We start from the raw sequence: 26,948 nt of genomic DNA, 5'->3' as shown, positions 1-26,948 counted from the left end.
TAGTTCGGCACGAGAGTGGGGTCAGCAGGATGTATCGCGTATTCGAGGCACTCGACGAACTGGTCGCGATCGTCGAAGAGGCGCGGGGTATCCCGCCGACCCGCAATTGCATCGTGCCCCGCGGTGAGGTGCTGGAACTGCTCGACGATGTGCGTGAGGCGCTGCCCGGCGAACTCGACGACGCCCAGGATGTGCTCGACCACCGCGACAAGATCGTCTCCGACGCCCGCAATTCCGCCGAGGCGACGGTGACCGGCGCCAACGACCAGGCCGAACAGACCGTCGCCGGCGCCCGCGAGGAGGCCGACCGGCTGTTGGCCGACGCCAAGGCGCACGCCGACCGGATGGTCGCCGAGGCCCGGGCGCACGCCGATCATCTGGTCGCGACCGCGCAGGCCGAGGCCGACCGCATCGTGACCGACGGCAAGGCCGAATACGAGGCGCTCACCGGCCGCGCCCGCACCGAATCGGAGCGGATGATCGCGGCGGGTCAGGCCTCCTACGACCGGTCGGTGGCCGAGGGGCAGGCCGAACAGGAACGCCTGGTGTCCCAGACCGAGGTGGTGCGGGCCGCGCACGGCGAATCCGCGCGGTTGATCGACGCCGCGCAGACCGAGGCGGACCGGCTGCGCGAGGAATGCGACCACTACGTCGATTCCCAGCTCGCCGATTTCGAGGAGACTTTGCACTCGACGCTGCGGACGGTCGGCCGCGGTCGTCAGCAATTGCGTTCGGGGACCGGCATTCCGGACTACGCCGCCGACTTCCGGCGCTGATCCGCTCGCGCTCGTTCCGGGATTTGGGGGGATCGGCGCAGTTCGCGTACTGTGGAGTGGTTGCCCAAACCCCCTCGAAACGTGAGTGAGTGCCCGATGTCCGCCCAGTCCGGTCCCGGTTCGCGTCGTCGTCAGACCGACGCGGACTTCGTGCTGGACACCCGCAGTCTGGGGCGTGCCCCGGGCTCGATCCGGCAGGTGCATCGGGTCGTCACCGCCTCCGAGAAGATCGGCTTGGATCTGATCGCGATCCCGGCGGGTGCCGAGATCGATCTCGATCTGACCCTGCAGGCGGTCTCGGAGGGCGTGCTGGTCACCGGTTCGGTGTCGGCGCCGATCGAGGGGGAGTGCTCGCGCTGCCTGGAGTCGTTCACCGACGATCTGGAACTCGAGATCACCGAACTGTTCGCCTATCCGGACAGCGCGACCGAGCAGACCACCGAGGAAGACGAGATCTACCGGCTCGTCGACGACATGATCGACATCGAGCCGGTGGTCACCGACGCCGTCGGCCTGGAATTGCCACTGCAACCGCTGTGCGAACCCGATTGCGCCGGGCTGTGCCCGGAATGCGGTGTCCGGATGGCGATTGCGGGTCCGGATCACACGCATGAGATACTGGACCCTCGCTGGGCGGGGCTTGCGAGATTCGCGGGCGAAACCCCCGGCACCGGCGTCTCCGACGCCCCATCAGACGTAGACCGATCTCTTGCCGACCGCAATGGTTCGGCAAGTTCGACGACAGAGGAGAAGTAGTCGTGGCCGTTCCGAAGCGCCGGATGTCTCGTGCCAACACCCACTCGCGGCGCAGCCAGTGGAAGGCCACCGCGCCGACCCTGATCACCTGCCCGAACCGGGCGTGCGGTCAGAAGACCCTCCCGCACATCGCGTGCCCCAACTGCGGCACCTACAAGGGCCGCCAGGTCACCTCGGCCATCTGATCTGCCGATCGGGTAGCCGCGAAGTGACCGCCGGTAAGGACGAAGCGGCCGCACCCGCAGCGGGCGATGCCGCTGACCACGCCAGCCTTCTGGAAGCGCTCGGCGTGGAGCTGCGTCCGGATCTGCTCCGGCTGGCGCTCACCCACCGTTCGTACGCCTACGAGAACGGTGGTCTGCCGACCAACGAACGCCTGGAGTTCCTGGGCGATTCGGTCCTCGGTCTGAGCATCACCGAGCGCCTGTACCTCGAGCATCCGGAGAAATCCGAGGGTGAGCTCGCCAAACTGCGTGCCAGTGTGGTGAATATGCACGCCCTGGCCGAGGTCGCGCGCGGCCTGGGTGAGGGCGGCCTCGGCCGTCATCTGCTGCTCGGCAAGGGCGAGGAGCTCACCGGCGGTCGGGACAAGGCGAGCATCCTCGCCGACGGGATGGAATCGCTGCTGGGCGCGGTCCATCTGCAACACGGCATCGAGGTCGCGCGCGGAGTTGTGCTGCGGCTGTTCGCCGAACTGCTCGAACGCGGTCCTCGGATGGGCGCCGGCCTGGACTGGAAGACCAGCCTGCAGGAGCTCACCGCGGAACGCGGTATCGGCGTGCCCAGCTACGAGATCACCTCGACCGGGCCCGACCACGACAAGGAATTCACCGCAACCGCGGTGATCGGCGGCACGGCCTACGGGCAGGGTGTCGGCCGGTCGAAGAAGGAAGCCGAGCAGAAGGCCGCCGGCGCCGCCTGGCAGGCGCTCACCGCGGACGGTTCCACCGAAGCCGGGGACTGATGCCCGAGCTGCCCGAGGTCGAGGTGGTGCGGCGTGGACTAGACGAACACGTCGTCGGCCACGTCGTCGAATCGGTCCTGGTCAAACATCCGCGGTCGGTACGCCGCCACGAACTCGGCGGCGACGATCTCGCCGCCCGGATGGCGGGCCTGCGGATCGACGCGGCCCGCCGCCGCGGCAAATTCCTCTGGCTGACCTTCGACGATCCCGATGCCGCACTCGTCGTCCACCTCGGTATGAGCGGGCAGATGCTGGTGCAGTCCGCGCAGGCCCCGCTGGAGAAGCATGCGCATATCGTCGCCGGACTCGACAACGGCACGCAGTTGCGCTTCATCGATCAGCGCACCTTCGGTGGCTGGGCGCTGAACCGGTTCGTCACGCTCGACGGTGAGGAGCTGCCGGAATCGGTCGCCCACATCGCGCGCGATCCGCTCGATCCCCGTTTCGACACCGAGGCCGTGGTCGCGCGCATGCAAACCAAATCCTCCGAGATCAAGCGCGTGCTGCTGGATCAGACGGTGGTCTCGGGCATCGGCAACATCTACGCCGACGAGGCGTTGTGGCGAGCCCGCATCCACGGCGAACGCCCCGCCGCGGCGCTCACCCGGCCCGCGCTGCGGCGGCTGCTGAGCGAGGTGCAGGCGGTGATGGGCGCGGCCCTCGACGCGGGCGGCACCTCCTTCGACGCGCTGTATGTCAACGTCAACGGCAATTCCGGATACTTCGAGCGGTCGCTGGCCGCCTACGGTCGTGAGGACGAGCCGTGCCGTCGCTGCGGCGCCCCGATCCGCCGCGAGAAGTTCATGAATCGCTCCTCCTACTCCTGTCCGCGATGCCAGCCGAAGCCCCGGCGATAGTGGCGAGCACGCGCTAAATTTGCGGTGTGTCCGATGACGCCACTTCGCATGAAGGGAGAACGGATGCGCAAGCTCACCTACTTCGTGGCCTCGACCATCGACGGGTATATCGCCACCCCGGACGGATCGGTCGATTTCTTCCCGGTCGGCGGTGACCACGGCCCGGCCATCACCGCCCAGTATCCGGAGACGCTGCCGACCAAGATCCGGGAATCGCTCGGGATCGACAGTCCGGGGGAGAGCTTCGACACCGTGCTGATGGGCCGCAAAACCCACGACTTCGGCGTGCGGACCGGCACGTCGAGCCCGTATTCACATCTGCGGCAGTTCGTCGTGTCGACCACCCTGCCCGGCGATCCGGCCCGGGACGTCGAGCTGATCTCCTCCGACCCGCTGGGACGCGTGCGCGGACTCAAGCAGGAGCAGGGGTCGGGCATCTGGTTGTGCGGCGGTGGCGAACTGGCCCAGGCGCTGCTGCCGGAGATCGACCAGATCTTCCTGAAGTTGTATCCGATCGTGCTGGGGCACGGCCGGCCGCTGTTCGGCGCGGGACCGCGGCTGCCGGAGCCGGCACTGTTCCGGGTCCTCACGGGCCGCGTGTTCGAGGACGGGGTGGCATTCGTCAAGTACAGCCGGATCCGCTAGTGGCCGATCACGTTCCGGACCCGGTGGCCGCGCTGCGCGAGATCGCGTTCTGGATGGAACGCGATCGCGCCCAGACCCATCGGGTCAAGGCCTACCGGCGCGCGGCCGATGTCGTGTCCGAGCTGTCGGACGCCGATTTCGATCGGTACCGCGAATCCGGTGCCTGGCAGGAGCTTTCGGGTATCGGACCCAAGACCGCCGCGGTGATCGAGCAGGCCGTGTCCGGTGCCGTACCGCAGCGGCTGGCCGAATTGCGTTCCACCGCACAGCCGATCGCACCCGCGGGCGCCGAGGTTCGCGCGCTGCTGCGGGGCGATCTGCACACCCACTCCGACTGGTCCGACGGCGGCAGCCCGATCGAGGAGATGATGCGCACCGCGCAGGCGCTGGGCCACGAATACTGTGCGCTGACCGATCATTCGCCGCGGTTGAAAGTCGCCAACGGCCTGTCCGCGGAGCGGCTGCGCCGCCAGTTGGACGTGGTCGCCGAACTCAACGAACGACTGGCGCCGTTTCGGATCCTCACCGGTATCGAGGTCGACATCCTCGACGACGGCACCCTCGACCAGGAGGCCGATCTGCTCGCTCGCCTGGATGTCGTTGTGGCCAGCGTGCATTCGAACCTGCGGGCCGACTCGGCGACGATGACGAAGCGCATGGTGTACGCGGTGGCGAATCCGAACGTCGACGTGCTCGGCCACTGCACGGGACGATTGGTCGCCGGCAATCGCGGCATCCGGCCGGAATCGTCGTTCGACGCCGAACTCGTCTTCGAGGCCTGCCGCCGCTACGGGACGGCGGTGGAAATCAACAGCCGCCCGGAACGTCTCGATCCGCCGAGCAGGTTGCTGCGCCTGGCCGTGGAGATGGGCTGCCATTTCAGCATCGATACCGACGCGCACGCGCCGGGCCAGCTGGATTGGCAGGGCTACGGCTGCGAACGTGCCGCGGCGAACCAGGTCCCGGCCGACCGGATCATCAACAGCCTTCCGCTGAGCGAACTCCTGGCGTTCACCGCGCGGTGAACGCGCCCGCTCAGAGGATCGCGAACGCGACGACCATGCCGATCGCCAGATGCGCGGCGGCCACCAGCAGCGACTGAATCTGGTACGTGGCCGATTTCAGCAGATCGCCGATGTGCAGGCCGACCAGCCATTCCAGCAGCCGGATGGAGACCACCTGCGCGATGATGCCCACCAGCCCGTAGATCCCGGTGGCGATGAGGCCCTCGATGAGCCGGCCGCCGGAGGAGTAGATCGCCAGCACCACGATCAACGCCATACTCACCATGCCGGCGGAGGCGATGACGACCGCGTTCGGATTACCGGCGGCGACCATCTTGCGCAGCGGTCCGGGCGTGGAACTGTCGATGGCCTGGAAGCCGATCAGCATCAGGGCCAGACCCAGCACCGCGTACAGCGCGATCGCGCCGACGCCGTGCCCGACGGAGCTCCAATACCCTGATTCGAGCGCGAGGGTGGACGACACAGATTCCTCCGGTGATGTTGATCGAGTCGCTGAATGCTACTTGGTCGGAATGCGATGCGGAACGAAGGTGGAGCCGTCGTCGGTGATCAGGCCGGGGGATTCGCGGATGCCGAGACCGGCCGAGGTGTCGCCGACGATCCAGGCGCCGAGCACCGGGCGCAGGCCGTCGAAATCCGGAAGCGGGTCGAGGAGTTGGTAGACGAACCCCTCCTCGCCGTACACGCCGCCGGTCGAGGTTTCCATCCCCGCGCCGACGATGGTCATATTGGCGCCTTCGCGGCCCAGCTTCGGCTTGCGGATGTACTCGGTGAGTTCGTGCGGATCGTCGAGATAGGCCGGCAGCAGATTCGGATGCCCGGGATACATCTCCCACAGCACCGCCAGCAAGGCCTTGTTGGAAAGCAGTGTCTTCCACAGCGGTTCGACCCAGGCGGTCTCGGGGACGGAGTTCACCACACGCTTGCCGAAATCGTCGTCGAGGGCCCATTCCCACGGATACAGCTTGAAGATCGAACCGATCGGCGCCTCGGCCAGATCGACGAAACGCTCCAGTTCGGTGTCGAAGCCGATCTCCTCGATCGGCAGCGCGATGGTGTCGAATCCGGCCTCGGCGGCGGTCTCCTGCATATACGCGGTGGTCACGTTGTCCTCGCCGGAAGCGTCGGCCGAGGACCAGGTGAAGTGCAGCTGGTTGGTGGGCAGCTGGTCGAGCAGCTCGCCCCAGCGTTCGACGAGGCGTTCGTGCAGCGAATTCCACTGGTCGTCGTCGGGGTAGACGTCGGTGAGCCAGTGCCACTGCACGATGGCCGCTTCCAGCAGTGAGGTCGGCGTATCGGCGTTGTACTCCAGCAGTTTCGCCGGTCCGCGGCCGTCGTAGCGCAGATCGAAACGTCCGTAGACGTACGGGTCGCTGCGCTGCCACGACTTCTTGATCGGCTCCCAACTCCATTCGGGCAGGCCGAAATCGGCGAAGCGCTCGGTGAGCACGATCTGTTCGACCGCGTGCAGGCACATCGAATGCAGCACCTCGACCTGGGCCTCGAGCGCGAGGATTTCGTCGAGATCGAATTCGTAGTGCACCGATTCGTCCCAGTACGGGCGCGACTGTCCGTTCGCGTCGCGGCCGGGCGAGCCGAATACCAGCCCTTGATCGGCGATGATCTTCTGCCAGCCGGTACGTTGCCGGTTGCGCATCCGACGCATCTAGGAGCCTCCACTGGTGGAACCGGATTTACTGCCGAGACCGCCTCGTACGACGGTCCCGCTCTTGGTGCTGACGGTGGCCTTCTTCGGCGCGACCGTGCTGCCGCCGACGGGCGCGCGCCCGACGGCGTTGTTGCCGCCGTAGTAGTAGCGGTACTGGTGGCCGTTGTAGAGGAAGATGCCGGGCCCGAGCCCGCCACCGCCGTAATAGCCGCCGGTACTCGCGTAGGACTGGGCGCGCACGCAGTCGTCGTCGGGGACGACCTGCTGCTGCCCGTTGTCGTCGGTGATGCAGTAGGCGGTCACATTCGCCGGCCTGTGTGCGGCCTGGTAGGCGAGATAGCCGGTGCCGACCACCGCGGCGATGCCGGCGACCGCCACGCCGCCGATGAGCAGCCGTTTGCGGTTGCGCCGCTTGGTTTCCGCGGCCTCGGCCGCGGCCCGTTCGGCCTCTTCGGCGCGTTTGCGGGCCTTGTCGCGCGCTCGCGCCTCGGCCACCGTCGGCGGCCGGGGCTGGGTGACGCCGGCCTCCTGCCGCTGCATGCTGCCGCGCATGCGCCGGGGTTTGCCGGGTTCGCCTGCGTCGCCGGCGCTCTCACCTTCGGATCCGGTCGAGCCCCCGGCGTCGGCGCCGAAAGCGTTGTCCGACAGCGGGTTCGGCACGCCGGGGGTGCCGAGGCCGGGAATCGGCGCGGTGAGGTCGGGGAAGCCGGGCAGGATGGGTGCGCCCGGAAGCGTCGGCGCGGTCTGCGGATTCGGGAGTGTGGGGTCCGGTTCGCCCAGGCGTCGCGTCGGTTCCGCTTCGGATCCGCCGGTCTCGCCTTCGCCGCCGGGCTGTGCGCCGAAACGCACCGTCGGATCCGAGGCGCCGATTCCCTTCGGCTTTCCGGACTCCGCGCCGCCGCCGGTGCTGTCGTCCCCCGCGGGTGGGGTGTCGCGGGGGTCGTGCGAATCCCGATCCCCGGGCCCGCCCGGCTCATGTGTTGCCAACGATCGACTCCTGTATCCCCGCCGCTACCGTTCCTCGAACCCTGTGATTCCGCCGAGGGCGGCGCCCCAGTTTTCCACAACCAGATCGACTCGACCAGGAGTGTCACCCGAACGCAACAATGCCAGCAAACGCTCGCACGCCGGTCGCGGACCCTCGGCCACCACGTGCACCCGCCCGTCCCGGGTGTTGCGGGCGTGGCCCACCACACCGAGCTCCAGCGCCCGCGCGCGCGTCCACCAGCGGAACCCGACGCCCTGCACGTAGCCGTGCACCCAGGCGCTGAGCCGGACGGGGTCGGAGCTCACGACTCGATCTTGTCGATCTGGAACGTCAGGTTCACCGTGGTGCCCGCCTTCAGCGTCCGTCCCACGGTGCACACCTTGTCGATGGCGCGCTGCACGGTGACCAGCAATCGCTGGCGACCGGCCTCGTCGAGTTCGGACAGGTCCAGCTCGACGACCTCTTTCAGCTCCGGATACACCTCGTTCTCGCGGTCGGCGTCGCCGGAGACGCGGATGGTGGTGTCGTAGTTCTCGCCGAGCCGGTTGGACAGCGGGAAGTCCGAACTCATCCCGGTGCAGGCGGCCAGCGCGATCTTCAGCAGCTCACCCGGAGTGAAGACGCCCTCGACGCCGTCGGAGCCGATGAGCACCTCGGCCCCGCGCGAACTGCGCCCGGTATAGCGGCGGGTGCCGGTCCGCTCCACCCACAATTCGGTGACCGGCTTCGGTGCCTTGGTCTGCGGCGCGGCCGCGCCGGTCGCGGGCTGCGAGGCGGCGGCGGTGGGTGCGGCGGAGTTGGCGGTCTGTTCGGACATACCGTCGATCCTGCCATCGGGCCCGGCGCAGGCGCATCGCACACCGGATTTCACCACGGCGTGAGTGAGTGGTTGTGTCCGATATCACCGGTTTTGTCCAGCTCGGGCGCGGTCGGGTCAGGCCTGGAAGCGGTACCCCATGCCGGCCTCGGTCAGCAGATGTTTCGGCTGGGACGGATCGTCTTCGAGCTTGCGCCGCAGCTGCGCCAGATATACCCGCAGATAGTGGGTTTCGGTCGCGTACGTCGGCCCCCACACCTCGCGCAGCAGTTCGCGACGCCCCACCAGCTTGCCCTGGTTGCGCACCAGCATCTCCAGCACACCCCATTCGGTCGGGGTGAGGTGCACGTCGCGGCCGCCGCGGACGACCTTCTTCGCCGCGAGATCGACAGTGAAGGAGGAGGTTTCGACAATCGGCGCGGACTCCTCGGCCGCCGAGGCGGACCGCCGCACCGCCGCTCGCAGACGGGCCAGCAGCTCGTCCATGCCGAACGGTTTGGTGACGTAGTCGTCGGCTCCGGTGTCGAGGGCCTGCACCTTGTCCGAGGAATCGGTGCGTGCCGAGAGCACGATGACCGGCATCGAACTCCAGCCGCGAATGCCGGCCAGCACCTCGACTCCGTCGATATCGGGCAGGCCCAGATCCAGCACGACCACGTCGGGATGCTTCTCCGCGGCCGCTCGCAGGGCCGCCGCGCCCGTGGCCGCGGTGATCACCTCGTAGCCGCGTACCGACAGGTTGATCCGCAGCGCGCGCAGGATCTGCGGTTCGTCGTCGACGACCAGCACCCGGACGGCGGCCGGCGGTCGTTCGGCCGATGTCACGCCGCCTCCTGTGTTTTGCCGGCCGGCAGCTCGATCACCATGGTCAGACCACCTCCCGGCGTCGGCTCGGCATGGACGGTGCCGCCCATCGCCTCGACGAATCCGCGGACCACCGACAGGCCCAGGCCCACGCCGGTCGAATTGTCGCGGTCGCCCAATCGTTGGAACGGTTCGAACATCTGGTCCTCGAGTCCGGTCGGAACGCCCGGACCGTAGTCGACCACTGTGATGGATACCCGGTCGCCGTCGCGTTCGGCGCCAACCCGCACCGGTGTGTCGGGGACCGCCGTACCGGTCGGGGCCGAGTAGCGCAGCGCGTTGTCGATCAGATTGGCCAGCACCCGTTCCAGCAGGCCGCTGTCGGCGTAGACGGAGACCTCGCCGACCTCGACCTTGACCCGGTCCATCGCCGCCTGGCGGACACCGCGGGTCCCCATCCCGACACCGACGACCGCGCGGTTGACCACCTCCTCCAGGTACACCTGTTTGAGGTTGGGCTCCACCGCGCCGGCCGCGAGCCGCGAGGAGTCGAGCAGATTGCCGACGAGCGCGGTCAGCTGATCGGTGGATTCCTCGATGGTTTCCAGCAATTCGGCGGTATCGGCGGGGGAGAACTGCACGTCCTCACTGCGCAGACTCGACACCGCCGCCTTCGCCGCGGCCAGCGGCGTGCGCAGGTCGTGGCTGACCGCCGACAGCAGCGCGCGCCGCAGCCGGTCCGTCGCCATCACACCCGCGGCGGCCTGGGCCTGATCGGCGAGTTCGCGCTGGCGCACGAGCCCGGCCGCCTGCCCGGCCACCGCCGCGAGCACCCGGCGGTCACCGGGGGTCAGCGCGCGCCCGCTGAGCAGCAGCCAGTGTTCCTCGTCGCCGGCGCCGATCGCGGTATCGGCGGCGGCGGGTGTGCGTGCCGGATCGTGACCGACGCAGGCGATCACCTCCTCGTGGCCGACGAAACTCACCGCCCGCTGCCGGTAGATCTCGCGGGCCCGCTCGAGCAGATCGGGCAGGTCGGCGCCGTGCAGGATCGCCCCGGCGAACAGGGTCAGCAACTCGGCCTCACGGGAGGCGGTGCGTGCCTCGCGGGTGCGATTGGCCGAGATGTCGACCAGCGCCGCCACCGCCACCGCGACCCCCGCCATCACGACGATGGTGAGGAAATTGTTGGGTTCGGCGATGGTGAGACTGTGCCGCGGGGTGGTGAAGAACCAGTTCAGCAGCAGCCCGCCCAGCACCGCCGACAACGCTGCCGGTGCGACACCGCCGAGCAGCGCGACCGCGATCACGCCGATGAAATACATCGCGCTCTCACCGGCCAGATCCAGGCGCGAATCCAGCCACAGATAGCAGACCAGCGTGATCAGGGTGGGCACCACCAGCGCCGCCAGCCACGACACCGTCGACCGCTGCCGCCGCAGCAGGGCCGACCAGCGCAGCCCCCGTTGCGCCTCCTCATGGGTGACCATGTGGACGTCGATACTGCCCGAGCGCTGCACTACGGTCGCGCCGATGCCCTGGTCGAGGATGCGCGCCCAGCGCGAGCGCCGGGAGGTGCCCACCACCAGCTGAGTGGCGTTGACCTGGCGGGCGAAATCCAGCAGGGCATTGGGGACGTTCTCGCCGGTCACCGTGTGCAGGCTGGAACCGAGCCCGGCGGCCAGCTCCCGCAGCCGATGCAGCCGTTGTGCCGACACTCCGGCCAGTCCGTCCCCGCGCACGACGTGCACGACGAGCAGCTCGGCACTGGATTTGGTGGCGATGCGGCTCGCGCGGCGCACGATCGTCTCCGATTCCGGGCCGCCGGTCACCGCGACGACCACGCGTTCGCGCGCCTCCCAGGTCGCGGTGATCTTGTGGTCGGCCCGGTATCTGGCCAGGGCGGCGTCGACCTGATCGGCCAGCCACAACAGGGCCAGTTCGCGTAACGCGGTCAGGTTGCCGGGCCGGAAGTAGTTGCGCAGCGCCGCGTCGACCTTGTCGGCGGTGTAGACGTTGCCGTGGGAAAGCCTGCGCCGCAACGCCTCCGGCGTGATGTCGACCAGTTCGACCTGATCGGCGCCGCGCACCACCCAATCCGGCACGGTTTCGCGCTGCACCACGCCGGTGATCTGCTCGACGACGTCGTTGAGGCTGTCCAGGTGCTGAACGTTGACCGTGGAGATGACGTCGATGCCGGCGTCGAGCAGTTCGTGGACGTCCTGCCAGCGCTTCTCGTTCTTCGATCCCGGCACGTTCGTATGCGCGAGTTCGTCCACCAGGGCCACCGCCGGCGCCCGCCGCAGGACCGCGTCGACATCCAGTTCGGGCAGGGTCGTGCCGCGGTAGGTGCGCAACGCCGGCGGTATCCGCTCGATACCCTCGAGTAGTTCCGCGGTCTTGCTGCGGCCGTGGGTCTCCACCACCGCGGCCACCACGTCGCGGTCACGGCCTATTCGCCGGTGCGCCTCGCCGAGCATCGCGTAGGTCTTACCCACGCCGGGCGCGGCCCCGAGATAGATGCGTAGTTGTCCGCGCTTCACAGGTCCATCATCGCGCGATTCGGACGACGTGGACGGCGCGAAACCCGGACGACCCGAGTGGTGCGCCCGCCGGCCACGCGCAGACCCAGGGCGCAGCTGACGAAGGCGAGGATCACCATCGCCGCGACCGCGAAATCCGGCACTGTCTTCTCCTCACGACCCGGTGATTGCCGCTGTGCCGGTCGACGGGACCGGACAACACACTGTGCACCGCCGCGCGGGCTCGATCGCCGATCTTTACGACTCCTTGACGGGGTCGCGGCCGACATTGACGGCGCGGCAGCGGGGCCGCGGCGGCGTGTAAGCACCCCGTCAATGCCGTCGCCGCGACCGCTAAGAAGCCGTCAACGCCGTCGAAATCGGTCGTTTCACGAGCTTGACTCACTGCGGCGCATTCGCTTCCGGATGCCGTCAACAGAGAGGTTTGCACTATGTCCGTCGCGGTGTTCACCGTCGTGACCGTGGCGATCTTCGCCCTGCTCGGCCTGCTCCAACGGGGGGTGGAACGGCTGTGATCGCGAACATCGTCGGTCTGATCCTGGCCCTCGGCGTCGCCGTCTACATGGTCGCGGCGCTGCTGTTCCCGGAAAGGTTCTAGGTGAGCACAACCACTGCCGGGGTCGTGTTCGTGGCGACCCTGATCATCGCGCTCGCGGCGGTCCACATCCCGCTCGGCGACTACATGTACCGGGTGTATGCGGGCACGAAACACTCGCGGGCCGAGCGCATCGTCTACCGCGCCATCGGAGTCCAGCCCGGCGTGGAGCAGACCTGGGGCGTCTACGCCCGCAGCGTGCTGGCCTTCTCCGCGATGAGCGTGCTGGCGCTGTTCTTCCTGCAGTTGATCCAGGGCCACCTGCCGCTGCATCTGCACGAGCCCGGGACCGAGATGACCGCGGCGCTGGCGTGGAATACCGCGATCAGCTTCGTCACCAACACCAACTGGCAGAACTACGCCGGGGAGTCGACCCAGGGACATCTGGTCCAGATGGCGGGCCTGGCCGTGCAGAACTTCGTCTCGGCCGCGGTCGGGATGGCGGTCGCGGTCGCGCTGGTGCGCGGCTTCGCCCGCCGCCACACCGGTGACCTCGGCAACTTCTGGGTCGACCTCGTGCGCGGCACCCTCCGGATTCTGCTGCCCATCGCGTTCGTATTCGCGATCGTGCTCATCGCCGGTGGCGCGATCCAGAACTTCCATCTGCACGATCAGGTCGCGCAGACGATCACCGGTGCGACGCAGACGATTCCGGGCGGGCCGGTCGCCTCGCAGGAAAGCATCAAGGAGCTGGGCACCAACGGCGGCGGCTTCTTCAACGTCAACTCCGCGCACCCGTTCGAAAACCCGACGGCCTGGACCAACTGGGTCGAGATCTTCCTGATCCTGCTGATCGCCTTCTCGCTGCCGCGAACCTTCGGCCGCATGGTGGGCAGCACCAAGCAGGGTTTTGCGATCGCGTCGGTGATGGGCGTGCTCGCGCTGATCAGCGTGACGCTGACCAACTTCCTGCAGTTGCGCCATCACGGCACCGTGCCGACGGCGGCCGGCGCGGCGCTCGAGGGCGTCGAAACACGGTTCGGCGTAGCGGATTCCGCGACGTTCGCCACGTCCACGACGCTGACCTCCACCGGTGCCGTCGACTCCGCCCACGATTCCTATACCAGCCTCGGCGGCATGGTGACGATGGTGAACATGCAGCTGGGCGAAGTCGCGCCCGGCGGTGTCGGATCGGGCCTGTACGGCATGTTGATCCTGGCGGTGATCACCGTCTTCGTCGCCGGACTGATGGTCGGGCGCACGCCCGAATATCTCGGCAAGAAGATCACCCCGCGCGAAATCAAGTTCGCCGCATCGTATTTCCTGGTCAGTCCGCTGATCGTGCTGGCAGGCACCGCGCTCGCGATGGCGTTGCCGGGCGAGCGCGCGGCCATGGCGAATGCGGGACCGCACGGCCTGTCGGAGGTGTTGTACGCCTTCACCTCGGCCGCCAACAACAACGGCTCGGCCTTCGCCGGGCTCAGTGGCAACACCGTGTGGTGGAATACCGCCCTCGGTCTGGCGATGGTGTTCGGCCGGTTCGTTCCGATCGTTCTCGTGCTCGCGCTGGCCGGATCGCTGGCGCGCCAGGGGCATACGCCGGAATCGATCGGCACCTTGCCGACGCACCGGCCGCAGTTCGTCGGCATGGTCGCCGGCGTGACGCTGATCCTGGTCGCCCTCACCTTCCTGCCCATGCTGGCGCTCGGGCCGCTCGCCGAAGGAATTCACTGAAATGACCGCTCCGACAACCGATTCCGTGACCGTTCCGCCCGCTGCCGAACCGTCGCCGCGCCGAGGCAGCCGTGGCATGTTCGATCCGGTGATACTGGCCCGGTCGCTGCCCGACGCCCTGCGCAAACTGGATCCGCGCATACTGTGGCGCAATCCGGTGATGCTGATCGTGGAGCTCGGCGCACTCTGGTCCACTATCCTCGCCGTCGCCCATCCCACGGTCTTCGCCTGGGCGATCGTCATCTGGCTGTGGCTGACGGTGATCTTCGCCAACCTGGCCGAGGCCGTCGCCGAGGGCCGCGGCAAGGCGCAGGCCGATACGTTGCGAAAAGCCAAGACCGACACCGTCGCCCGGCGATTGGTGAACTGGCATCCGGGCGCCGAAGCGCCGCTCGAAGAAACCGTTGCCGCACCCGAACTGCGGCTCGGCGACTACGTGGTGGTCGAGGCCGGACAGGTGGTTCCGGGCGACGGTGACGTCGTGGAGGGCATCGCCTCGGTCGACGAATCGGCGATCACCGGTGAATCGGCGCCGGTGATCCGCGAATCCGGCGGCGACCGGTCCGCGGTCACCGGCGGCACCACCGTGCTCTCGGACCGCATCGTCGTCGAGATCACCCAGGAGCCGGGCGGCAGTTTCATCGACAAGATGATCGCCCTGGTGGAGGGCGCCAGCAGGCAGAAGACACCCAACGAGATCGCGCTGAACATCCTGCTGGCGGCGTTGACGATCATCTTCGTGTTCGCGGTCGTGACGTTGCAGCCGCCCGCGATCTTCGCCAAGGCGAACAATCCGGGAGTCGGCGACAGCGCGGCGCTGAGTGCACAGGGGGTTACCGGCATCGTCATGGTGTCGCTGCTGGTCTGTCTCATCCCGACCACGATCGGCGCGCTGTTGTCGGCGATCGGCATCGCGGGAATGGACCGGCTCGTCCAGCGCAATGTGCTGGCGATGTCGGGTCGCGCGGTCGAGGCCGCCGGCGATGTGAACACGCTGCTGCTCGACAAGACCGGCACCATCACCCTCGGCAACCGGCAGGCGTCGAGCTTCGTCGCCATGCCGGGCGTCACCGAGGACGAGATGGCCGACGCCGCACAGCTTTCCAGCCTCGCCGACGAAACACCCGAGGGCCGCTCGATCGTGGTGTTCGCGAAATCCGCGTACGGCAAACGCGAACGCACCCCTGGTGAGCTCGCGGGCGCGAACTGGGTGGAGTTCACCGCCCAGACCCGAATGTCGGGCGTGGATCTGCGGGACGGGCATCAATTGCGCAAAGGCGCCGCGAGTGCGGTCACGGAATGGGTTCGGGTCCATGGTGGTTCGGTGCCCGAAGACGTCGGGCGGACCGTCGACGGCATCTCGGCCTCCGGAGGCACACCGCTGGTGGTCGGCGAACTGCTCGACGGGCGGGCCCGGCTGCTGGGTGTGGTCCACCTGAAGGATGTGGTGAAACAGGGCATGCGGGAACGCTTCGACGAGATGCGCCGCATGGGAATTCGCACGGTCATGATCACGGGCGACAATCCGCTGACCGCCAAGGCGATCGCGGACGAAGCCGGGGTCGACGACTTCCTGGCCGAGGCCACCCCCGAGGACAAGCTGGCGCTGATCAAGAGCGAACAGGCCGGCGGGCGCCTGGTCGCCATGACCGGCGACGGCACCAACGACGCGCCGGCGCTGGCGCAGGCCGACGTCGGCGTCGCGATGAATACCGGGACGTCGGCGGCCAAGGAGGCCGGCAATATGGTCGATCTGGACTCGGATCCGACCAAACTGATCGAGATCGTCGAGATCGGCAAACAGTTGCTGATCACCCGGGGCGCGCTGACGACCTTCTCCATCGCCAACGACGTCGCCAAGTACTTCGCGATCATTCCGGCGCTGTTCGTGGCGTTGTTCCCCGGCCTGGATGTACTCAACGTGATGCGATTGCACAGTCCGCAGTCGGCGATCCTGTCCGCGGTGATCTTCAACGCGATCGTCATCGTGGCGCTGATCCCGCTGGCGCTGCGCGGCGTCGACTATCGCCCGTCGAGTGCGTCGAAACTGCTCAGCCGCAATCTCGCCATCTACGGGGCGGGCGGCATCGTCGCTCCGTTCATCGGCATCGAACTCATCGACCTTGTCGTCCGATTCCTTCCTGGGATGTCCTGATATGCCTTCGTTCTCGATGCGATACACCACCTGGTTCCGCCAGCATCTGGCCGCGGTGCGGGCACTGCTCGTGCTGACGGTGATCACCGGACTCGTCTATCCACTGGCGGTCTTCGCGCTCGCCCAGCTGCCGGGACTGCACGACCGAGCCGAAGGCTCGCTCGTCCACCGCGACGGAAAGCTGGTGGGCAGCAGCCTGATCGGTCAGGCGTTCACCGACGGCAACGGCGCGGCACTACCGCAGTACTTCCAGACCCGGCCGTCGAATTCCGCGCCCGCCGACGGCAGCCGCCCCGACGGCTACGACCCGACCAACACCGGCTTCGGCAACAAAGGCCCCGAGGATGTGGTCGACACCCTGGCGGCCGACCCGTCGCAGTCGACGACCGGTTTGCTGACCACGGTCTGCACGCGCAGCAAACAGATCGGCGAGCGCGAGGGAGTCTCCGGGGCGCGACCGTTCTGCACCCCCGGCGGGGCCGGTGCGGTGCTGGCGGTCTTCGGTCCGCGCGACGGCCACGGGCAGGTCACCGCGCCCACGAAGGTCGTGAGCGTGAACGAGGCGTGCCCGGCGGTGCCGTTCCAGGACGCCTACCGCGGGGTCCGGGTGGACTGCGCCCAGCCCGGGACGGACTATTCGGCCGGGCTGATCGTCCCCGTCCGCGGTGACGCGCCGGCCGACACCCCAGTGCCCTCGGACGCCGTCACCGCATCCGGTTCCGGACTGGATCCGCACATCTCACCGCGCTACGCACAGATCCAGAGCGCACGGGTGGCGGCCGCGCGAGGTATCACGGCCGAGCAGGTCGCCGCCGTGGTGGCAGCGCACACCGCCGGGCGCGACCTGGGCTTCCTGGGGGAGCCCAGGGTCGACGTCCTCGGCGTGAATCTCGAGCTGGACCAGCGCTACCCGACGCGGCGCTGAACTCGGCAGCTGTGGTGATCGGTGCGGTGGCGATCAGGAGTGCAGCGCGCTGCCGGCCACCCACTGATCCCACGGCACGATCCAGTCGCCGTTGTTCCACGAGGGCAGCGGCGGACCGCTGGTGTTGCGGACCTCGACCACATCGCCGGGGACCGCGAAGTTGTAGAACCAGCGCGCGTTCTCGAGGTTCAGGTTCAGGCAGCCGTGCGAGGTGTCGGTATTACCCTGCGCCCACACCGTGGAGTCGAGCTGGTGCAGGTAGATCCCGTCGCCACTGATCTGGGTGGCCCAGCCGATCGCCTCCTTGTAACCCAGGCGAGAGTTCACCGGCAGTCCGTAACTCGAGGAGTCCATGATCACCGGATTGCCCTTGCCCATCACGGTGTAGATGCCCGCGGGGGTGTTGAAGTAGATCGTCTTACCGCCGACCTGCTCGCTGCCGCCGCGGCCCATCGAGGTGGGCATGGTGCGGATCAGTTTGCCGTTCTCGAATACCTGCACTTCGTGGGTGTTGTCGTCGGCGATGGAGACATGCGAGTCGCCGATGGTGAAGCTGGTCTTGGAGTCCTCCTGGCCGAACAGGCCGGAACCCAGCTGCGCGCCGAAGATGTTGGCCGCGACGGTGACCTTGGTGCCGGGCTGCCAGTACTGCTGCGGCCGCCAGTGCGCGTTCTTGTCGTCGAGCCAGTACCACGACCCCTGGACCTGCGGTTCCGTCGTCACCGACAGCCGCTTCTCGGCCGCCGCCCGGTCACCGACCGCCTCGTCGAAGTGGGCGACGATGACAGTGCCCACTCCGTAGGTTCCGCCCTCGGCCAGCGGCTGCCCGGCGGTGGTGGTCAGATACGCCTTGACCTGGTTGCTGGGAGTGAGCGTGGTGAACGACGACGTCATCGGACCGCTGGGTCCGGTGACGGTGATGCCGTTCGCGGTCATCTTGTAGTTGTGGCCGTAACCGAGCGGAACCTTCGGCTTCCACGCGGTTCGCTCCGGATTGAGCGTGCCGTCGACCTGTTTGCCTTCTTCGTTGGTCAACGTCACATCCGTGAGGATGCCGTCGGTTGCGCTCACCTCGATCGTGCCGAGCGGATCGACGTCGGCACTACCCGTGGCCGGGACCATCGCAATGGCCGGCGCGGCGGGCCCCGGGGTGCCGCGCGTCGGATTCGACGCCGGCTCCGGGGATGACGAGCACGCGGCCATCAGCGTCGTCACCAGGGCGATAGCTCCCAGCGCAACACTGAATCGGCAGCGGCGAGTGGACATGGTGTCTCCTGCGTTCGACGTGCGCCTGAGCAAGCCCTCGCAGCGCACCAATCGCCTTACTGTCTCGGTACGTAGTTTACGGGGCTTTTTCAGGTGCTTGCACCTCGGTGGTGTTGCCCCGTGTTTACGCATCGTGGTCCCGGGTACTCCAGTTACTGTTGTGTGCCCAGTGGGCGCTCAGGGACCGATCGGCCGGCGCCCGGTGTCGTGTGGTCCGCCACCGACGTCTGTTAGGGATGTGTGGTTATGAGAGAACGGTGCGAGACCACAGGCTGCGCGGCCGCTCGCACTGCGGACGAACGGACGGGTCGGGGAACCACGCTCCGATGACGCGCAGCTGGACGAGGTGTAGCGATGAGTGCAAATTTGATGATCGTAGAGGACGACGACCGGGTTCGCAGTGCGCTGCGACTGGCCATGGAGGACGAGGGCTACGACGTCGCCGAGGCCGAGGAGGCCGAGGATGCGCTCGAACATCTGCGTGACAACGGCGCACCGGATGTGATGATCGTGGATCTGATGCTGGGGGAGATGGACGGATTCACCTGCATACGTGAGATTCGTCGCGATCACGACGTGCCGATCATCGTGGTCAGCGCGCGGGACGACACCCACGACGTGGTGGCCGCGCTGGAGGCCGGCGCCGACGACTTCGTGACCAAGCCGTTCGAGATCAAGGAGATCACCGCCCGGATGCGGGCCCTGCGCCGCCGCGCCCAGCAGACCGTGGAGCCGCCGGCCCCGCAGGAGATCGTGCTCGACGCCTATCCCGAAGCGCCGCTGGTGCTTTCGGCCGACGGCGGTACCGTCCACCGCGGCGACGAGGAACTGCACCTCACCCTCACCGAATTCCGGTTGCTGTGTGAACTGGCCGAGACCCCCGGCCGGGTGCTGTCGCGCAGTGTCCTGCTCGAAAGGGTCTGGGACCGTGGGTTCTTCGGTGACGAGCGGATCGTGGACGTGCACGTCCGGCGGCTGCGGACCAAGATCGAGCGCGACCCGTCGGAGCCGGCGATCGTGGTAACCGTGCGCGGGCTCGGCTACCGCCTCGATGTGCAGCGCTAGATTTCCGCGCCTGCCCCGCCGCCAGATTCTGCGCGGTCGCGTGATCGTCGCTTTCACCGTCACCGGGCTGGTCTCGGCACTGCTGGCGGTACTGATCGCCAAGTTCGACGGCGGCGGATGGCGCACCGCGCTGGCCTGCGCACTCGGCGGCACCGTGATCGGCGCGATCTTCGGTATCTGGTTGTCGCACCGTTTGCTGGAACCGTTGCGCCAGGTCACGGGCACCGCGGCCAAGATCGCCTCCGGTGAGCTCGGCACCCGGTTGCCCGATACCGACGATCCCGATCTGGCCCCGACCGTGGACGCGTTCAACACCATGGTCGACTCCCTGCAGAACCGCATCGATCGCGAACGCCGGCTGGTAGGTGATGTGAGTCACGAACTGCGCACCCCGCTGACCACCCTCACCACCAGCGTCGGCGTGATGTCGCGCTATGAGGATCAACTTCCGGAACGGTCGCGGCGGGCGCTGGAACTGGTCCGCGCCGAACTCGACCATCTGCGCAGGTTGCTCGACGATCTGCTGGCCCTGGCCCGGGCCGAGGCGCGGATGCACGGCGCCGACGCCGAGCCGCTGTCGGTGCGCGAACTGCTCACCCACACCCTCGCGGAAATGCGTTATTCACCGGAACTGCTGACCGTCGCCGACGACGGAATCGTGACCGGGCGAAAGCTCGAACTCGAGCGAGCGCTGGTGAATTTGCTCGAGAATGCGCAGCGGCACGGCGGCGGAGTGGTCGCGGTGGGGGTCGCACGCGCCGGGGACGAAATGGTGATCACGGTCGACGACGCCGGTCCGGGAGTGGCGCCGCAGGATCGGCAACGCATCTTCGAAAGATTCGTGACGGTGCGCCGCGGGAAACGATCGGGCACCGGCATCGGATTGGCATTGGTGGCCGAAACCGTTGCCGCCCACGGCGGCCGCGTGAAATGTGACGACCGTCCCGGCGGAGGTGCTCGATTCATGGTGTGGTTGCCCACCGTGACGAAATTCACCGATCATACTTCTGTAACACAACCGTAAAGTAGTCGCACGATAGACCTCAACGTTCGCGGGCAATTCTGAAGAGGTGATGCAGACCCGAACGCGGAGTATGTCGTTCAGATCTCCGGCAACCGACGAGTCGAACGGCCGTCGGCCCGTTTCCTCCCAGACGCTGATTCGTCGGCCGCGGGTGGACGACGGAGCGCGGATGTGGCGAATCGCAGTGGATTCCCAAGTGCTCGACGCCAATTCGAGTTACGCGTATCTGCTCTGGAGCCGTGACTTCGCCTCGACCACCGTCGTGGCCGAAATCGACTCGGAGATAGCAGGATTCGTCACCGGATATCTGCGCCCGGAATCGCCGGACACACTGTTCATCTGGCAGGTAGCCGTCGATCACGCCTTCCGCGGCCGCGGAGTGGGCGTTGCAATGCTGGATCGGCTCGTCGAAGACGTTGCCGACCAAGGTGTTTCGAAGTTGGAGACAACCGTTTCGCCGGACAACGAAGCCTCGCTGGCAATGTTCGCGTCACTGGCCCGGCGCCGTGACGCGGAAATGACGCGAGAAACGTTGTTCGAGCCAGAAGATTTTCCGGACGGGCACGAATCGGAGGACCTGTACCGGATCGCGCCACTGCAGGGTGACGCAAAACGATAGGAAGGATCATCGATGACCACCGCTGAGATGACCGTTTTCGAATCGCTCGAATCGAATGTCCGTGGATATTGCCGCTCGTGGCCCACGCTGTTCGACACCGCATCCGGCGCCTGGCTGCGCGACGGTAGCGGACGTGATTACCTCGATTTCTTCGCGGGCGCGGGAGCGCTCAACTACGGGCACAACAACCCCGTTCTCAAAGAAGCATTGATCGATTACATCGCCCGTGACGGAATTACCCACGGACTCGATATGTCGACCGTCGCGAAGCGTGAATTGCTGGAGACGATCAACAACGTTCTGCTGGATCCGCGCGGCCTCGATTACAAGGTGCAGTTCCCCGGTCCCACCGGTGCGAACGCGGTGGAATCGGCGCTGAAACTGGCCCGCAAGGTGACCGGCCGCACGTCGATCCTGAATTTCACCAACGCATTTCACGGCATGACCCTCGGCGCGCTGTCGGTGACCGGAAACGCGACCAAGCGCGCGGGCGCCGGAGTACCGTTGAACCACGTGAATCCGATGCCCTACGACGGGTATCTGGACGGCACCGACGATCTGGCGTGGATGGAGCGGGTCCTCGATGACAATTCCTCCGGTGTGGACAAGCCCGCGGCGGTGATCGTGGAAACCGTGCAGGGCGAGGGCGGCGTGAACGTCGCACGGGCACAGTGGCTGCGGCACCTGTCGGAGCTGTGCGCCGCGCGCGGAATTCTGCTGATCGTCGACGACGTGCAGATGGGCTGCGGCCGGACCGGCCCGTTCTTCTCCTTCGAGATCGCCGGCATCACCCCCGACATCGTGACCCTGTCGAAGTCGATCGGCGGTTACGGCATGCCGCTGGCGCTGGTGCTGATGAAGCGCGAGCTGGACCAGTGGGCGCCCGGTGAGCACAACGGCACCTTCCGCGGCAACAACCCGGCGTTCGTGACCGCCCGCGTGGCGCTCGAGCACTACTGGACCGATGACCGGCTGGAGGTGTCCACCGCCGCCAAGGGCGAGAAGATCCGAAAGTCGTTCGAGGCCCTCTCGGAGAACTTCGAGGGTGTCTCGACCCGCGGACGCGGGCTGGTGCAGGGCCTGGTGTTCGACGACGCCTCGGAGGCCGGCAAGGTCAGCAGCATCGCCTTCGAGGAGGGCCTGCTGGTGGAGACCTCCGGCGCCGAAGACCAGGTGGTCAAGCTGCTGCCGCCGCTGACCATTACCGACGACGAACTCGACCACGGCCTCGGCATCCTGGACCGGGCGGTCGACATGGCCCGAGGAGGCAACTGACCATGATCGTGCGTACCACTGCCGAGATCACCGGAACCGACCGCGACGTCGCGGCCGAGGACTGGCGGAGCAAGCGGATCATCCTCGGCGGCGACGGGGTGGGTTTCTCCTTCCACGAGACGACGATCCAGCCGAACACCGTGCACGAGTTCCACTATCAGAACCACGTCGAAGCGGTGTGGCTGGTGGAGGGCGAGGGCACGCTCACGGACCTGACCAACGACGTCACCTACGACCTGGCGCCGGGAACGATGTACCTGCTCAACGGGCACGAGCGGCATCGGGTCGAGACCCGCACCCTGATGCGGATGCTGTGTGTGTTCAACCCTCCGGTCACGGGCAAGGAAGTTCACGACGAGAACGGCGTCTATCCGCTGGTGGCCGTAGGCGAGTAGTGATGTAGTTAGGAGGACGACGCCGCGATGACATTGGCGGAGAGTCGAATCGACCGCTACCGGACCAGAACTGCCGTAGCGGTACCGCCGGTGGAGCGTACCGACCCCACGGTGTGGGGCACGGTCACCTCGCCGGAGCTGCAGAATTTCGATGCCGATGGGTACGCGATCATCGACGAGTTGCTGACCCCGATGGAGGTGGCCGATATCGCCACCGACATCGATCGGCTGGCCGCCGATCCGTTGTTGCGTGCCGACGAGCGGGTGATCATCGAGAAGAAGTCGAACAGCGTTCGTTCGATCTTCGAGGTGCACAAGATCAGCGCCGTGGTGGCGGAGCTGGTGCGGGACGAGCGGATCGTCGGGATGGCCCGCCAGATTCTCGGTTCCGAGGTCTACATCCATCAGAGCCGGGTGAACTACATGCCCGGTTTCGAGGGCGCCGGGTTCTACTGGCATTCGGATTTCGAGACCTGGCACGCCGAGGACGGGATGCCCTCACCGCGGGCGGTGAGCCTGTCGATCGCGCTGACCGACAACTATCCGTTCAACGGCAGCCTGATGCTGCTGCCGGGCTCACACCGGCAGTTCATGCCGTGCCAGGGCGAGACTCCCGACGAGCACTACCGGGAATCGTTGCGAGAGCAGCAGATCGGTGTGCCCGCGCAGGAGGATCTGGCGCAGCTGGCCGACAAGTACGGCATCGCGCAGTTCACCGGCGCACGCGGTTCGGCGCTGCTGTTCGATTCCAACATCATGCACGGCTCGTCGAACAACATCACGCCCTTCGCGCGCTCGAACGTCTTCCTGGTGTTCAACAGCGTGGAGAACACTCTCGAAGAACCGTATTCGGCCCCGCACCAGCGGCCGACCTATATCGCCTCGCGCGATTTCACCCCCCTGCGCTGAGTGGGGTGACCCGATCACGTCGGGACCGATGATCGCGCGGGTTCGCTCCCGACGGTGGCGGGGCGAGCCCGGCATCCCCGGCGCGTTTTCGGCCGGAATCCATTCGGATTCCGGCCGAAAACATGTCCGGGGCGGCGGCGGTATGGGACTGCGCCCCGGCGATCGGTGTGCGCCGCTCAGGCCCGCGTCAGCGCGGCGTAGCGGGCGATGTGCTGGTCCGCGGAACCCCATTCGGTGCGAATCGCGGTGAGCCGCTTGAAGAAATGCCCGATCGCGAGTTCCTCGGTCATGCCCATCGCGCCGTGCAGTTGCACCGCGTGCTGGCCGATGAAGCCGGCGGCGCGGGCGACGGTGGCCTTGGCGGCCGCGGCGGCCCGGGCGCGGACCTTCGGCTCGGCGTCGAGTTTCAGCGTCACCAGATAGGTGGCGGCCACGGCCTGTTCGAGCTCCAGGTGCATATCGACCATGCGGTGCTGCAGCACCTGGAAACTGGCGATCGGCACACCGAACTGGCGGCGCTGCTTGCTGTATTCGACGGTGTCGGCCAGTACCCGCCGCATTCCGCCCACGGCCTCGGCGCAGATGGCGGCGATCGCCTCGTCGACGGCCCGCTCGACCGACTCGTCGGCCGCGCCCTCGGCACCGAGCAGCGCGTCGGCGGGGACCCGGACGCCGTCGAGGACCAGATCGGCCGCGCGGCGTTCGTCGATCGTGCGGTAGGGGTGCTGCGTGAGACCGGCCGCGTCGGCCGGCACCACGAACAGCGACAGAGCGGCCGCGTCGGCGGTGCGTGCGGTCACCAGCAGATGGGTGGCCAGCGGTGCGGTGGTCACCACCCCCTTGGCGCCGTCGAGGACCCAGTGGTCGCCGTCGCGGCGGGCGGTCGTGGCCACGCGTGCGGGGTCGTACCCGGAGTCCGCTTCCAGGGCGGCGAAGGCCGTGATCACCGAGCCGTCGACGATGCCGCGCAACAGTTCCTCGGCCCGCGCGCCGCCGGCGCGGCGCAGCAGTCCGCCACCCAGGACGGCGGTGTCGACATAGGGTTCGACGACCAGGGCGCCGCCGAGCGCCTCGGCGATGATCATGGTCTCGATGGCGCCGCCGTCGAATCCGCCGACACTCTCGGGCAGGCTCGCCCCCAGAATGCCGACCTCCTCGGCGAAGCCGCGCCAGATCTCCGGCTGATGGCCGGCGCCGACCCGCGCCGCGGCCCGGCTTTTCTCCAGATCGTAACGGGCGGCGAGAAATTCGGTGACCGTGTCACGGAGCAGTTGCTGTTCGGCAGTGAATTCGAAGTCCATCTCTCACAGTCCCAGGGTTGCCTTGGCGATGATGTTGCGCTGAATCTCGTTGCTGCCCGCGTAGATCGAGCCCGCGCGGTCGTTGAAGTACCGCAGCGGCGCGACGGCCTGCCACGGTTCGCCGCTGAGATATCCGTCGGCGGGCGCGACGAAGTCGGCGACCGGACCGCCCGGCATGGCGGCGTGCGGCTGATAGGCACGCCCGCGCGGGCCGGCGGCCTCGAAGGCCAATTCGGTGAGCCGCTGGCTCAATTCGGTGCCCAGGATCTTGATCGTGGATGCGGCCGGACCCGGATCCTTACCGCGCGAAATGGCCGACATGGTGCGGTATTCCAGGATCTCGAGGACGTCGGCCCGGATCCGCGCATCGGCCAGTTTCGCCGCGAAGGCGGGTTCGTCGAGCAGGCTGCCGCCGGCGTAACCGGGCTGTCCGGCCGCGTGCTCGGCCAGCGATTCGGCCAGCACCTGCAGCGCCGGGCCGTAGGCCGAACCGCCGCGCTCGAAGTTCAGCAGATGTTTGGCGACCGTCCAGCCCTCGTCGATGCGGCCGATGACGTTGGACTTCGACACCCGGACACCATCGAAGAACACCTGGTTCTGCACCTGCTCGCCGGAGGTCATGACCAGCGGGCGGATCTCGATGCCGGGGGTGTCCATCGGGATCAGCACGAAGGTGATGCCCTGCTGTTTGCGTTCCAGTTTCGAGGTGCGGACCAGGGCGAAGATCCAGTTGGCCTCGGTGGCGTGGGTGGTCCAGATCTTGGAACCCGTGCACACCAGATCGTCGCCGTCGGAGACCGCGGCCATGGTCAGCGAGGCCAGATCGGAGCCCGCCTCGGGTTCGGAATAGCCCTGGCAGAAGAACACCTCGCCGGTGAGGATGCGCGGCAGGAAGTAGTCCTTCTGCTCCGGGGTGCCGAAGGCGATGATCGCGTGCGCGACCATCCGGATGCCCATCGGCGAGAGTGCGGGCGCGCCCGCGAGGGTGGATTCACGATCGAAGATGTAGTGCTGCGTCATGCTCCAGTCACAGCCGCCGTGGGCGACCGGCCAGGCCGGCGCCGCCCAGCCACGGGCGTGCAGGATGTGCTGCCACTGCATGCTGGCCTCGTGATCCGGGTACACGCTGGTGGCGAGTTGACCGGCGCGACGTAGTTCCGGGGTCAAATTCTCGTCCAGGAAGCGCCGCACCTCGTCGCGAAACGCCAGATCGGTGGGCGACCAGTCCAGATTCACGAAGAACTCCTTGTGCGATAAACGGGCCTCTACCTTCTCATTTACTCCGGGTCGAGCGCAAATGGTCGTTAACTTATTGATGTAGCGGGCGGTGTGCCGAGGCGATCCGCCGCAGGCTGGGCCAGGCTCGTGTGTGTCCGAAACACGCGCGGGGACTTGCATTTCGGAGCATCGTGTGAGGAAAGATGGACCCTCATGTACGCATCTCGAGTGCTTCGTGTGTTCGTCCGGGCGGTACCGGCCGTGCTGGTCGCGTTGCTCGCCGCCGCCACCTTCGCGGTCGCCGGCGGCGTCGCCTCGGCAGCTCCGATGCCGCTGCCGTCGATCGACAGCGGTGGTGTCACGAGACTGGCGATCGCGCCCGGCCAGAACTCCGTCACCGGCCAGGGGTCGGTGGTGGCGAACAAGATCGCCAATTACTCCATCGGGTCGGTCGGGGGGCAGAGGCTGATCTTCGACATCACCTCGAACAACGGCCAGGCCCGCGTGACCGTGGCGCCGCTGATCGGAGGTCCGATCGCGGCCGACGTCCCGCACGCCGAGGTCGTGGCCGACGGCCTCGACTACCAGATCTACGTCAGCTCCGCCGACGGCTCGCCCAGCGACTTCACGCTGACCGTCACCGCCGCCTGATTCCGGGCCCTATTCGGCGGATGCCGGGCGAACAC

Annotated in this window: 29 protein-coding genes; 18 read left to right on the top strand and 11 right to left on the bottom strand. The window is 67.4% G+C overall.

Annotated features, from left to right (window positions below; translation table 11 throughout):
• Window positions 1-29 precede the first annotated feature (29 nt).
• The 7 genes from C8258_RS14415 (at window position 30) to C8258_RS14385 (ending at window position 5,023) form a co-directional block, all read left to right on the top strand.
• Entirely contained in the window at window positions 30-776 is a 747-nt protein-coding gene (locus tag C8258_RS14415) for a DivIVA domain-containing protein (protein WP_063013333.1), read from the top strand.
• 96 nt (window positions 777-872) lie between these two features.
• Window positions 873-1,532: a DUF177 domain-containing protein gene (locus C8258_RS14410; protein WP_106955603.1), complete on the top strand. Its 660-nt coding sequence runs from the start codon at window positions 873-875 to the stop codon at window positions 1,530-1,532.
• Between the two features lie 2 nt (window positions 1,533-1,534).
• On the top strand, window positions 1,535-1,717 hold the full coding sequence (gene rpmF / locus C8258_RS14405; protein ID WP_030513024.1) for a 50S ribosomal protein L32: 183 nt from the start codon (window positions 1,535-1,537) through the stop codon (window positions 1,715-1,717).
• Window positions 1,718-1,740: 23 nt separating this feature from the next.
• The gene (rnc, locus tag C8258_RS14400) at window positions 1,741-2,496 is read left to right on the top strand and encodes a ribonuclease III (RefSeq protein ID WP_036503747.1); all 756 of its coding nucleotides are present in this window, start codon (window positions 1,741-1,743) and stop codon (window positions 2,494-2,496) included.
• A complete protein-coding gene (mutM, locus tag C8258_RS14395) occupies window positions 2,496-3,353 on the top strand; it encodes a bifunctional DNA-formamidopyrimidine glycosylase/DNA-(apurinic or apyrimidinic site) lyase (RefSeq protein ID WP_106955602.1) in 858 nt (285 codons plus the stop codon). The genes rnc and mutM overlap by 1 nt, the downstream gene beginning before the upstream one ends.
• 63 nt (window positions 3,354-3,416) lie before the next feature.
• Complete coding sequence (locus C8258_RS14390; protein ID WP_106955685.1) at window positions 3,417-3,998, top strand: dihydrofolate reductase family protein; 582 nt, start codon at window positions 3,417-3,419, stop codon at window positions 3,996-3,998.
• The gene (locus tag C8258_RS14385; RefSeq protein WP_255420420.1) at window positions 3,998-5,023 is read left to right on the top strand and encodes a PHP domain-containing protein; all 1,026 of its coding nucleotides are present in this window, start codon (window positions 3,998-4,000) and stop codon (window positions 5,021-5,023) included. The genes C8258_RS14390 and C8258_RS14385 overlap by 1 nt, the downstream gene beginning before the upstream one ends.
• 10 nt (window positions 5,024-5,033) lie before the next feature.
• Here C8258_RS14385 and C8258_RS14380 read toward each other — a convergent pair whose 3' ends face one another.
• The 8 genes from C8258_RS14380 to C8258_RS32615 all read right to left on the bottom strand — a co-directional run bounded on the left by C8258_RS14380 (window position 5,034) and on the right by C8258_RS32615 (window position 11,984).
• The gene (locus C8258_RS14380; protein ID WP_036503742.1) at window positions 5,034-5,486 is read right to left on the bottom strand and encodes a DUF350 domain-containing protein; all 453 of its coding nucleotides are present in this window, start codon (window positions 5,484-5,486) and stop codon (window positions 5,034-5,036) included.
• Between the two features lie 36 nt (window positions 5,487-5,522).
• Window positions 5,523-6,689, bottom strand: a complete 1,167-nt coding sequence (locus C8258_RS14375) for a glutathionylspermidine synthase family protein (RefSeq protein WP_106955601.1) — start codon at window positions 6,687-6,689, stop codon at window positions 5,523-5,525.
• Entirely contained in the window at window positions 6,690-7,679 is a 990-nt protein-coding gene (locus C8258_RS33195; protein WP_233225085.1) for a hypothetical protein, read from the bottom strand.
• Window positions 7,680-7,703: 24 nt separating this feature from the next.
• Complete coding sequence (locus C8258_RS14365) at window positions 7,704-7,985, bottom strand: acylphosphatase (protein WP_036503737.1); 282 nt, start codon at window positions 7,983-7,985, stop codon at window positions 7,704-7,706.
• The gene (locus tag C8258_RS14360) at window positions 7,982-8,497 is read right to left on the bottom strand and encodes an OsmC family protein (protein ID WP_106955683.1); all 516 of its coding nucleotides are present in this window, start codon (window positions 8,495-8,497) and stop codon (window positions 7,982-7,984) included. Before C8258_RS14360 ends, C8258_RS14365 begins: the two co-directional genes overlap by 4 nt.
• 117 nt (window positions 8,498-8,614) lie before the next feature.
• Entirely contained in the window at window positions 8,615-9,322 is a 708-nt protein-coding gene (locus tag C8258_RS14355) for a response regulator (RefSeq protein ID WP_036503736.1), read from the bottom strand.
• Window positions 9,319-11,841: a sensor histidine kinase KdpD gene (locus C8258_RS14350; protein WP_106955600.1), complete on the bottom strand. Its 2,523-nt coding sequence runs from the start codon at window positions 11,839-11,841 to the stop codon at window positions 9,319-9,321. Before C8258_RS14350 ends, C8258_RS14355 begins: the two co-directional genes overlap by 4 nt.
• Window positions 11,838-11,984, bottom strand: a complete 147-nt coding sequence (locus tag C8258_RS32615; protein ID WP_158271257.1) for a hypothetical protein — start codon at window positions 11,982-11,984, stop codon at window positions 11,838-11,840. Before C8258_RS32615 ends, C8258_RS14350 begins: the two co-directional genes overlap by 4 nt.
• A gap of 368 nt (window positions 11,985-12,352) precedes the next feature.
• Between C8258_RS32615 and kdpF the strand changes: the two genes are divergently transcribed.
• The 4 genes from kdpF to C8258_RS14330 are packed head-to-tail and all read left to right on the top strand — an operon-like array spanning window position 12,353 to window position 17,190.
• A complete protein-coding gene (gene kdpF, locus C8258_RS33190; RefSeq protein WP_223273250.1) occupies window positions 12,353-12,439 on the top strand; it encodes a K(+)-transporting ATPase subunit F in 87 nt (28 codons plus the stop codon).
• Complete coding sequence (kdpA, locus tag C8258_RS14340; protein ID WP_106955598.1) at window positions 12,440-14,110, top strand: potassium-transporting ATPase subunit KdpA; 1,671 nt, start codon at window positions 12,440-12,442, stop codon at window positions 14,108-14,110.
• Window position 14,111: 1 nt separating this feature from the next.
• Window positions 14,112-16,265 (top strand): potassium-transporting ATPase subunit KdpB, encoded by a 2,154-nt coding sequence (gene kdpB, locus C8258_RS14335; RefSeq protein WP_106955597.1) that lies wholly within the window; start codon window positions 14,112-14,114, stop codon window positions 16,263-16,265.
• A 16-nt stretch (window positions 16,266-16,281) separates the two neighbouring features.
• Window positions 16,282-17,190 carry a potassium-transporting ATPase subunit C gene (locus tag C8258_RS14330; RefSeq protein WP_106955682.1) on the top strand — a complete coding sequence of 303 codons (909 nt, stop codon included), beginning with the start codon at window positions 16,282-16,284 and terminating at the stop codon, window positions 17,188-17,190.
• Window positions 17,191-17,223: 33 nt separating this feature from the next.
• Here the strand turns inward: C8258_RS14330 and C8258_RS14325 are convergent, their stop codons facing one another.
• Window positions 17,224-18,456 (bottom strand): Ig-like domain-containing protein, encoded by a 1,233-nt coding sequence (locus C8258_RS14325; protein ID WP_106955596.1) that lies wholly within the window; start codon window positions 18,454-18,456, stop codon window positions 17,224-17,226.
• A 354-nt stretch (window positions 18,457-18,810) separates the two neighbouring features.
• Between C8258_RS14325 and C8258_RS14320 the strand changes: the two genes are divergently transcribed.
• The 6 genes from C8258_RS14320 to thpD all read left to right on the top strand — a co-directional run bounded on the left by C8258_RS14320 (window position 18,811) and on the right by thpD (window position 23,743).
• Entirely contained in the window at window positions 18,811-19,521 is a 711-nt protein-coding gene (locus C8258_RS14320) for a response regulator transcription factor (RefSeq protein WP_036503729.1), read from the top strand.
• Window positions 19,508-20,545 (top strand): HAMP domain-containing sensor histidine kinase, encoded by a 1,038-nt coding sequence (locus C8258_RS14315; RefSeq protein ID WP_106955595.1) that lies wholly within the window; start codon window positions 19,508-19,510, stop codon window positions 20,543-20,545. The genes C8258_RS14320 and C8258_RS14315 overlap by 14 nt, the downstream gene beginning before the upstream one ends.
• A 169-nt stretch (window positions 20,546-20,714) precedes the next feature.
• Complete coding sequence (ectA, locus tag C8258_RS14310) at window positions 20,715-21,164, top strand: diaminobutyrate acetyltransferase (RefSeq protein WP_063065010.1); 450 nt, start codon at window positions 20,715-20,717, stop codon at window positions 21,162-21,164.
• 12 nt (window positions 21,165-21,176) lie between these two features.
• A complete protein-coding gene (gene ectB / locus C8258_RS14305) occupies window positions 21,177-22,439 on the top strand; it encodes a diaminobutyrate--2-oxoglutarate transaminase (protein WP_106955593.1) in 1,263 nt (420 codons plus the stop codon).
• A gap of 2 nt (window positions 22,440-22,441) precedes the next feature.
• Complete coding sequence (locus tag C8258_RS14300; protein WP_030513045.1) at window positions 22,442-22,834, top strand: ectoine synthase; 393 nt, start codon at window positions 22,442-22,444, stop codon at window positions 22,832-22,834.
• A 27-nt stretch (window positions 22,835-22,861) separates the two neighbouring features.
• Window positions 22,862-23,743 (top strand): ectoine hydroxylase, encoded by an 882-nt coding sequence (gene thpD / locus C8258_RS14295; RefSeq protein WP_106955592.1) that lies wholly within the window; start codon window positions 22,862-22,864, stop codon window positions 23,741-23,743.
• A gap of 176 nt (window positions 23,744-23,919) precedes the next feature.
• On the opposite strand, the gene C8258_RS14290 is transcribed toward thpD, so the two are convergent.
• Window positions 23,920-25,044: an acyl-CoA dehydrogenase family protein gene (locus C8258_RS14290; RefSeq protein ID WP_106955591.1), complete on the bottom strand. Its 1,125-nt coding sequence runs from the start codon at window positions 25,042-25,044 to the stop codon at window positions 23,920-23,922.
• 3 nt (window positions 25,045-25,047) lie between these two features.
• Window positions 25,048-26,280, bottom strand: coding sequence for an acyl-CoA dehydrogenase family protein (locus tag C8258_RS14285; RefSeq protein ID WP_106955590.1), 1,233 nt, complete (start codon window positions 26,278-26,280; stop codon window positions 25,048-25,050).
• A 210-nt stretch (window positions 26,281-26,490) separates the two neighbouring features.
• Here C8258_RS14285 and C8258_RS14280 point away from each other — a divergent pair, with 210 nt between their 5' ends.
• Window positions 26,491-26,913, top strand: coding sequence for a hypothetical protein (locus tag C8258_RS14280; protein ID WP_106955589.1), 423 nt, complete (start codon window positions 26,491-26,493; stop codon window positions 26,911-26,913).
• The last annotated feature ends 35 nt before the right edge of the window (window positions 26,914-26,948 follow it).

Source organism: Nocardia sp. MDA0666 (assembly GCF_003023875.1).
In the GTDB taxonomy this organism is placed as follows: domain Bacteria; phylum Actinomycetota; class Actinomycetes; order Mycobacteriales; family Mycobacteriaceae; genus Nocardia; species Nocardia aobensis.
The sequence above is the reverse complement of the archived record's forward strand: the minus strand, read 5'-3'. Positions and strand labels throughout refer to the sequence as shown.